Genomic DNA, 8,022 nt, shown 5'->3' with positions numbered 1-8,022 from the left:
CCATGCTCAAGCACCGTGCCCTCTACCAGCCCGGACACGAACAAACAGCCTGACCAAGCCCACAGCCCTTGACCGAACAGATAGAAGCACCCCCCTGCGGAATGAGCAAGCGCTTAGTAGCATGGTGTCGAACAGACCGCCAACCACGGAGGAAAGGGCATACCGGTGTCGGAAGCAGAGGCTTTCTACGAGCGGGAGACCCAGGACCGGTTCCTCCCCACCGCCTGCACCCGGGGGCCGTGGGACGCCGACTCCCAGCACGCGGGCCCGCCCGCCGCGCTCCTCGGGCTGGCCGTCGAGCAGCGGCCCGGGGCCCGCCCGGACCTGCGGGTCGCCCGGCTCACGTACGAGATCATGCGCCCGGTCCCGATCCGGCCGCTGACCGTGGCCGTGCGCGTGCTGCGTTCGGGACGCAGCACCGAACTGGTCGAGGCCGCTCTGACGCCCGAGGGCGGCGCGGACGTGATGCGCGTGACGGCTCTGCTCCTGAAGACGGCACCCCACTCGGTACCCGAGGTGTCACCGGGCCGCCAGGTGCCCGGCCCGGCGGACGCGACCGCGAAACCCTTCTTCCCCGTCCCGTGGGACCGCGGCTATCACACCGCCATGGAGGTGCGCTTCGCGGCCGGTTCCTTCCTGGAGCCCGGCCCGGCGAAGGCGTGGATGCGGATGCGGGTTCCCCTGGTCGCGGGCGAGGAGATCACGCCGCTCAGCAGGGTGCTGATCGCCGCCGACTCGGGCAACGGCGTCAGCGCCGAGCTGGACTTCCACCGTTACGTCTTCATCAACACCGACCTCACCGTCAGCATGCATCGCCATCCCGAGGGCGAGTGGGTCTGCCTGGACGCCCGGACGATGGTCGACGGCGCGGGCATCGGCCTCGCCGAGTCGGCCCTCCACGACGAGAAGGGCCCCCTCGGCCGCAGCACCCAGAGCCTGTACGTGGCATCACGCGCCTGACCGGGCGGGGGCACTCGTCCGGAACCGTGCCACGGCCGGGCTACTCCATCCACCGCACCGAGTCGTCGAGCGGACTGCGCACCGCCCGGCGCACGGGTGTGCTGGTGGCCCGGCCGGTGCGCAGGACCGCCAGGACCTCGTCGTCCCCGGCCGGCCCGGTGTGCCGGGCGAGGGCGGGTCCCGGGCGGCCGAACTCTCCCCACAGCGGCTGGGCGGCGTACCCGGCTTCGGTCAGGGCGAGCCATACGCGCATCAGGGCGACCCCCGCCCGGAGGCGGTCCGCGACGGTGCGGCGAGGGCCCCGTAGGACGAGTACGGCCCCACAGTCCCGCAGTCTCCGCGCCCGCTCGCGGGCCGCCCGCACGGCCAGTGAGCGGAGCACCGGCCGGAGGGGGCCTCCCGCCCCCGGCAGGGCACGGGCCAGATACGCGGGCGATGCGCTGCCGCCCAGCAGGTCGCGGGGGTCGCCGAAGGAGCGGCGGCCCGGCTCGGTGCGTGCGCGGTCCTGGAGCCAGGTCCACCACTCGGTGTCGTCCGTGGGGTGCGTGGACAGGGAGGCGTCGAGTTCGGTTCGGGCGAGCCGGCCGAGGGCGGCGGAACCGGAGAAGGTCTCCAGGGCGATGTCCCGCTCGGCGCAGAGGAGTTCGACGCGTTTCGCGGTGGTGCCGTCGAGCGGGGTGCGGAGCAGACGGTCGCGGTGGGTGGCGCGCAGCCCCAGGGCTCCCTGCCGGGGGAGGACGTCCTCGCGCAGCCGGTCGCAGCGGAAGAGGCCGGCGAACGAGGGCATCGCGTCGGACCCGGCCGGGTGGGCTTCCCAGTGGCCGTGCGCGAGGTAGGTCATCGCACCCAGCGCGCAGCCGAGACCCTCGGCCCAGCCCAGCGGATCGGGCGCGGCGGCGGGCCAGCGTGCGGGGTCCGGAGCCAGCCGTACGGTCCGGTCGTCGAGGAGTTCGAACCGCCAGGGCTGGGTGTTGTACGGGGACGGGGCGCGCCGGGCGCCGTCCAGCACCGAGGCGAGCCGTTCGGGCAGGGGACGCACGTCGGCTGCCGCGGCCGGGGGCCGGCGCGGGCCGCCCCGGCGTGCCGCGCGGACCGCCCACAGGGTGCGCGCGAGTTCCAGCGGCATCCGGGCGTGGTGCGCGAGAGCGGCCGGGCGGGACATCACCGCGGCGTGCACGTCCACGGTGACGATGTGCCGGGTCCTGCGGTTCATCAGCAGGTCCAGCACGGTTCTGGTGGTCAGGGTCGCGAGGCCCAGGACGCAGTAGCCGATCTGCGGCCAGGTCCCGCCGTTGGCGAACCGGTCCGCCTGGATGGGCAGGTAGTCGCTCGGCACCTGGGTCCTGCCGGTCCACCGCATCGATTCCCACAGCCGGTTCTCCCGGTGGGCCTCGGCGCTCGCCCTGCCGTAGAAGGGCACGGGCCGGCGCCGGTAGTCGAAGACGTACAGGGTCGGCTTGCCCCCGAAGTCCATGCCCGCGACGACCGGTATGCCGCGCCGGGCGGCGCGTTCGTGCAACTGGTACTTGACCCAGGCCGACATCGACGGGTCGACGCCGTCGAAGACGATGTGGGCGCCGTCCAGTGCCTCGTCGAGGTTCTCCAGGGTGAGCCCCTCCGGATAGGCGGTCACCTCGGCCGCCGGGTTGATCGCCCGCACCCGGTCGGCCAGCACGAGCGGCTTCGAACGGCCCACGTCGGCCAGCGCGCAGGCCTGCCGGTTGAGGTTCGAGACGTCGAAGACGTCGGGGTCGGCCAGCCGGAAGCGCAGCACGCCGAGCCGCGCCAACGGCTCGACCACGACACCGCCCCCGCCGCAGCCGGCCACCAGCACGGTCGCCGCACGTAACGCGGCCTGCTCCCGCTCGCTGACGATCTCCTGATTGCGGCTCACCGCTTCGGCTCCTGCGGTCACCACCCGGACGTCCGCCGGATCCTGACCAGGGATGCTCGGGATGTGTTCTGTGCTCACGCGTCCTCCTCTCCGGTCAGGCGGGGTTCTTCGTCCGGTGCTGGGTCGGTACGAGGCCGGGGCTCGCCGGAGCGGCCGGGCCGGGGGTGGACGCGCCGACCCGGAAGCGTGTCACGTACCGGGGTCTGACCTGGGGCGGCCAGCAGTGGTGGACGAAGAGGTTCAGGGCGTAGGCGCGGGCGACCAGGGCGCTGCGGTTGGGCGCCTGCAACTTCCGCATCATCACGCTGATGTGGTACTCGACGCCGTGGCTGCTCAGCCCGAGCCGGGACGCCAGCTGCTGGGTCGACAGCCCGGCGGCCACACCCTCCAGGATGCGGGCGGGCACCGCGGCGAGCGGGGTGGGCGCCGGCGCCAGGAGCAGCGGGGTGCCGGGCGCGCCGTCCGGGACCACGAGGGCGATCAGGGCGCAGCCGGTGTGCGGGACGGTGGTCAGCGCGAGGCCCGTGACCAGGCAGTCGGTCTCCCCGCCGTCCGCGTCGACCAGGGTCATGGGAACGCTGAACTCACTGCGCCGGTCCATGAGGAGCTCGTCGAAGTGCTCCCGCAGGCTCACGTCCGCGCTCGGCCGCAGGTAGTGGGGGAGGTATTCCCCCTTCATCTCGCCCGAGGTGAGACCGAGGTGTCCGCAGAACGCGTCGTTCACCTCCAGGATGCGCAGCCCGGCGTCGAGTTGGACGGTGCCCAGGGCCGGGGTGGCGGTCGGGGGAAGCTCCGGTCCTTCGTCGACGGTCGTGACGGTCACGGGGTGGGACGGGGGCGACGCGGACAAGGTGGTACCTCTTTCGGGGGGTGGCCGGAAGGGATACCGGTGCGCCGCATCCGAATCGGTGACCGTGAGAGGCGGCCCCGTGGAAGGACGCCCTTGTCCATTCCGCCGTAGTCGAACGGTGTGCGCGGAGCGCCGCAGAGGCGTCCCGGGTGGTGCTGTGAGAGCGCTTTCAGGAAGGCACGGGCGAGGCGGTAACTCCGCTCGTCTGTTCGGTCGCTGTCAGTTTGCCTCCCAGGAACCGTAGTTGGTCAAGAGCGTCTCGTCCGTGTGTGCAGCGCCACGTGGCGCTCGGCATGTCGGACGGTGTTCCGTTTAGGGTGATTTGCGGATGCGGACTAAGGGATCTGGTAGTCGACCACTGATACTTGAGGGTTGTAGAGTCGTGGTGATCTTCCGATGAAGGAGGCCTTTTCAGGGCCTCACATGCATGCCTCCGAACGGTGAAACAGGAGACTGTATGGTGAACATAGAAAGTTCCATCAAGCGAATCCTGGTAGACGACTTATTCGTCAGTGTTCCGCCATCGCGGATAGGCCCCGACGACGGCCTCCGGGACGTCCTCGGACTCGATTCCCTGGGATTCACCGAACTCCGCACCCAGTGCGAGTACGAATTCGGTGTGACGATCTCGGACGAGGACTTCGTACCGGAACACTTCTCCTCGGTCCGGACCCTGACCGAGTTGGTCGTCCGCCTTCGGGCCTCCTCGCCGGCGGACGGGGTGAGCGGCGGATGACGGCACCGCCGCAGGCCGGCGCCCGTACCCCGCGGACCATGGGATTCACGGAGCTCAAGGGCTGGCTGCGGCACCGCCACCCCATGGTCTACCTCGACCGTGTCCTCGACTACGAACCCGGCGCGTACCTGCGGAGCCTCATGGCCGTCTCCGGGCAGACGGACGCCGTATCCGGACACTTTCCCGAGCGTGCCGTCTTTCCGGCCAGCCATCTGCTGCAGGCCATCGCCCAGTCCGCGATCATCCTCGCCCAATTGTCCACGACCCCCCTGGCCGACGACGAAATCACCCTGATCGGATCCGTCAAGGCGCGGTTTACCAAAGTGGTCGTTCCCGGCGACACCGTCGAGTTCACCACCACCTGTGAGAAGCTCCGCGGTGATTTCCTCATGTTCGCCTGCCGGGCGGAAGTGTCCGGCACCACGGTCGCCCTGACCAAGGGAACGTTGGCCCGTACCAAAGTCGCCGATCTGGGCGAGCAACTGTGGTGAGCGACGGGCCGGCGGTATGGATCACGGGAATGGCATGGTCGACGGCTCTCGGCTCGTCGGTGGACGGCGTATGGGAATCGCTTCTCGCCGATGTCTCCGGAATCTCGGACGTCCCTTCCCCTTTCCCACTGCGAAGCACCCGCGCCGCCCTCCTGCCCGACATCCCCATGGACCTGCCCGCCGGGCGACGCCAGCACGAATTGACACGTGCCACTCTCCTACGGGCCCTCGACGACGCGGCAATCGACCCCGACGACCCGCGGATCCTCCCCGTTCTCGGGACCAGCTACGGACCCCATCTCGAACTCTCCGCCGTCACCTCCCTCTCCCGCTGGTCCACCGACGCCGCACTGGACGCCGGCTGTGCGAAGGAACCGGTGACCGTCACCACCGCCTGCTCCGCCGGATCCGACGCGATCCTGGCCGGTCTCGCCCTCCTGCGGGCGGGCGCCGCGGAGATCTGCGTCTGCGGTGGCGCCGATGTCCTCACCCCCGGCAAACGCCTCGGCCACTCGCGGCTCGGCACCATGAGCCGTCATGACCTGCGTGCCTTCGACACCGGCCACGACGGAACCCTGCTCGGCGAGGGGGCCGCGTTCCTCGTCCTGGAGACCGAGGAGGGAGCCCGCGACCGAGGGGCCCGCCCCCATGGCGTGCTGGCCGGCGCCGCCTCGTCGAACGACGCCGCCAGCGCCGTCGCCCCCGACCCCACCGGCAAGAACGTCGTCCTGGCCGTCCGGCGCGCCCTGTACACCGCCGGCCTCGACCCCGGCGACATCGCCGTCGTCAACGCGCACGGCTCCGGAACGCCGGTCAACGACGAGGTGGAGGCTCGCGCCTACGCCCGGGTCTTCGCCCGAGCGCCGCGCCCACCCGTGGTGTTCGCGACGAAAGGAGCGTTCGGGCACACCCTCGGCGCGACCGGCGCCATCGAGGCGATCGCCGTCCTCCAGGCCCTCGACACCAGGGCCGCGCCGCCCGTCCACGCCCTGCGCGACCCCCTGGCGCAGCTCACCCTCCCGATCCCCGCCGCACACCCCCTGAAGGTCGAACCGGGAGCGGGCATCAGCGTGACCCTCGGCTTCGGCGGCTTCAACACCTGTCTCGTCCTCCAGGGACCCGGCAGCACGGGACCCGGGAGCACGGCCGTATGAGCGCATCCGCACCCCACGGCCTGGACGTCCTCGGTGAAGGCGTGGCGACCGCCCCCGACCTGGCGAGCGCACGGACCCCACGCCGGACGTCCGTCTACGCGGACCCCGTCTCCTGGCTCGTCCTGGAAGCGGTGGAGCGCTCGATCGAGGCCTACGGCGGCGACCTCCGGGCGGACCGCGACAGCGTGGGGCACATCGTCGTCAGCGACCACTGCACCGCGTACACCATGCGGGAACTCGCCGCGACCATCCCGGCCGGCCGTGTCTCACCCCTGCGGTTCTCCGGGGCCAACCCGGGATCCGTGTGCGGCCTGACCGCCCAGCTCCTCGGCTTCGGGGGGCCGAGCCTGACCCTGTCCATGCCGCCCGGGAAGGGCCTGCCGCCCGCCATCGCCGTCGCCCGCGTCTGGCTCGCCCAGGGCACGGCCACCCACGTGCTCGTCACCACCCACCGCGCGGACGCCTCGGGGCACCGCGTCACCAGCACGATCCTCCGGGAGACCCAGCGGGAGGGCTGAAGTGAAGACCTTTGGCACCATCGAGCCGAGCGCCCTGCAGGACTTCGTCCGGGAACTCGTCCAGGCGGACCGGCCCCCGGCGCCCGGCCCACGGTTCGACGCCGTCACGGACGACCTCGCACGGCTCGGACTCACGGCCGGCCGGCCCGTCCTGGTGGCCCTGCCGAACGGCCGGGACTTCGTCACCGTCGTGTTCGCCCTGCTCGCCCAGGGGGCGGTCCCGGTGCTGCTCCCGCCGTCCGCCCCACCCTCGAGGATCGAGCGGATGGCCCGGGCACTCGGCGCCGACGCGCTCCTCGCACCGCGCGTCCCGCCCGGACCGCGCCAGGGCGAACCACCGCTCACCGTCGGCCGAACGGTCCAGCCGGCGTTCCTGCGCGGGGTGCCGGCCCGCCGGTACCGGCCGGGCGAGATCGTTCTGCTCACCTCGGGCACCTCCGGTGTGTTCAGCGGCTGTCTGCACCGCGTCGAGTCCCTGCTGCTCAACGCGAGCCGTCACGCGCACGCCATCGGCCAGACCGCCGCCGACCGCGTCCTGATCAACCTGCCCCTGCACTACTCCTACGCCTTCGTGGCGCAGCTCCTCGCCACCCTGGTCTCGGGCGGCCGGGCGGTCGTCACGGGACCCCCGTTCACCCCCGCCCACTACGCACGCACCCTCCAGGACCACCGGATCACCGTCTCCTCACTGACCCCCGCGCTGACCGCGGCCTGGCTCAGGACCGGCCGCCGGCTCCCCCCGCCCCTGCGCGCGCTGACCGTCGGCGGCGACCTGCTCGACGCCGCGTCCGTGGCGGACGTACGGGAGCGGAACCCGGACCTGGAGCTCTACCTCACCTACGGTCTCACCGAGGCCGGCCCCCGGGTCGCCACCCTGGCCGCCCACCGCGAACCGCCCCACCGGCACACCTCCGTGGGCCTGCCCCTCCCCGGTGTCGACGTACAACTGCGCCCCGCGCACCCCGGCGACGCCGTCGGCGAGCTGATCGTCGAGACCGACACCGGGATGCTCCACCGCGTCGGCCACCACGACGAGCCCGTACCCCCCACCGACGGCACCAGGACCTCCCTCGCCACGGGCGACCTCTTCCGCCGGGACGACGACGGCTACCTCTACTTCCACAGCCGCCGCCCGAGCTACGTGATCAGCCGCGGCGAGAAGGTCAGCCTGCGGTCGGTCTGCGCCGTCGCGGAGACCGTCCCCGGCGTCCTGGGAGCGGAGGCCTGGCCGTACGAGAACGACGCCGGAGACACCGTCTTCACCCTCGACGTCTACTGCGCCGACGCCTCGGCCGACGAACGGGAGATCCGTCGCCGGCTCGCCGATGTCCTGCTCCGCAGCGAGCAGCCGGCCCGTCTGCTGGTCCACCCGGCAGCACAGCTCGGCTGGCGCAAGTCCGTTGCCAAGTAGCGAGGTTG

The 8,022-nt window shown here is 72.0% G+C and carries 8 protein-coding genes; 6 read left to right on the top strand and 2 right to left on the bottom strand.

The annotated features are described in order from the left end of the window. Positions 1-165: 165 nt before the first annotated feature. Complete coding sequence (locus ABZ464_RS21595; RefSeq protein WP_359279232.1) at positions 166-960, top strand: thioesterase family protein; 795 nt, start codon at positions 166-168, stop codon at positions 958-960. A gap of 40 nt (positions 961-1,000) precedes the next feature. Here ABZ464_RS21595 and ABZ464_RS21590 read toward each other — a convergent pair whose 3' ends face one another. Both ABZ464_RS21590 and ABZ464_RS21585 read right to left on the bottom strand, forming a co-directional pair. Next, on the bottom strand, positions 1,001-2,932 hold the full coding sequence (locus tag ABZ464_RS21590; protein WP_359279231.1) for a ThiF family adenylyltransferase: 1,932 nt from the start codon (positions 2,930-2,932) through the stop codon (positions 1,001-1,003). A 16-nt stretch (positions 2,933-2,948) separates the two neighbouring features. Further along, positions 2,949-3,677 (bottom strand): LuxR C-terminal-related transcriptional regulator, encoded by a 729-nt coding sequence (locus ABZ464_RS21585; RefSeq protein WP_359279230.1) that lies wholly within the window; start codon positions 3,675-3,677, stop codon positions 2,949-2,951. 484 nt (positions 3,678-4,161) lie between these two features. On the opposite strand from ABZ464_RS21585, the gene ABZ464_RS21580 reads away from it, so the two are divergent. The 5 genes from ABZ464_RS21580 to ABZ464_RS21560 are packed head-to-tail and all read left to right on the top strand — an operon-like array spanning position 4,162 to position 8,014. Then, complete coding sequence (locus tag ABZ464_RS21580; protein ID WP_359279229.1) at positions 4,162-4,440, top strand: acyl carrier protein; 279 nt, start codon at positions 4,162-4,164, stop codon at positions 4,438-4,440. 38 nt (positions 4,441-4,478) lie between these two features. Next, entirely contained in the window at positions 4,479-4,931 is a 453-nt protein-coding gene (locus ABZ464_RS21575) for a beta-hydroxyacyl-ACP dehydratase (RefSeq protein WP_359279228.1), read from the top strand. Positions 4,932-4,960: 29 nt separating this feature from the next. Beyond that, entirely contained in the window at positions 4,961-6,085 is a 1,125-nt protein-coding gene (locus ABZ464_RS21570) for a beta-ketoacyl synthase N-terminal-like domain-containing protein (RefSeq protein ID WP_359279227.1), read from the top strand. Continuing rightward, positions 6,082-6,603, top strand: a complete 522-nt coding sequence (locus ABZ464_RS21565) for a coronafacic acid synthetase (RefSeq protein WP_359279226.1) — start codon at positions 6,082-6,084, stop codon at positions 6,601-6,603. Before ABZ464_RS21570 ends, ABZ464_RS21565 begins: the two co-directional genes overlap by 4 nt. A 1-nt stretch (position 6,604) precedes the next feature. Further along, positions 6,605-8,014, top strand: coding sequence for a class I adenylate-forming enzyme family protein (locus ABZ464_RS21560; protein ID WP_359279225.1), 1,410 nt, complete (start codon positions 6,605-6,607; stop codon positions 8,012-8,014). Positions 8,015-8,022: the final 8 nt, after the last annotated feature.

The sequence above is a fragment of the Streptomyces sp. NPDC005820 genome (genome assembly GCF_040630255.1).
GTDB lineage: Bacteria > Actinomycetota > Actinomycetes > Streptomycetales > Streptomycetaceae > Streptomyces.
The sequence above is the reverse complement of the archived record's forward strand: the minus strand, read 5'-3'. Positions and strand labels throughout refer to the sequence as shown.

Excerpts from the sequence above, each read along its gene's own strand:
- ABZ464_RS21565 (WP_359279226.1), top strand. The coding sequence starts at position 6,082 with ATGAGCGCATCCGCACCCCACGGCCTGGACGTCCTCGGTGAAGGCGTG.
- ABZ464_RS21580 (WP_359279229.1), top strand. The coding sequence starts at position 4,162 with ATGGTGAACATAGAAAGTTCCATCAAGCGAATCCTGGTAGACGACTTA.
- ABZ464_RS21570 (WP_359279227.1), top strand. The coding sequence starts at position 4,961 with ATGGCATGGTCGACGGCTCTCGGCTCGTCGGTGGACGGCGTATGGGAA.
- ABZ464_RS21575 (WP_359279228.1), top strand. The coding sequence starts at position 4,479 with ATGGGATTCACGGAGCTCAAGGGCTGGCTGCGGCACCGCCACCCCATG.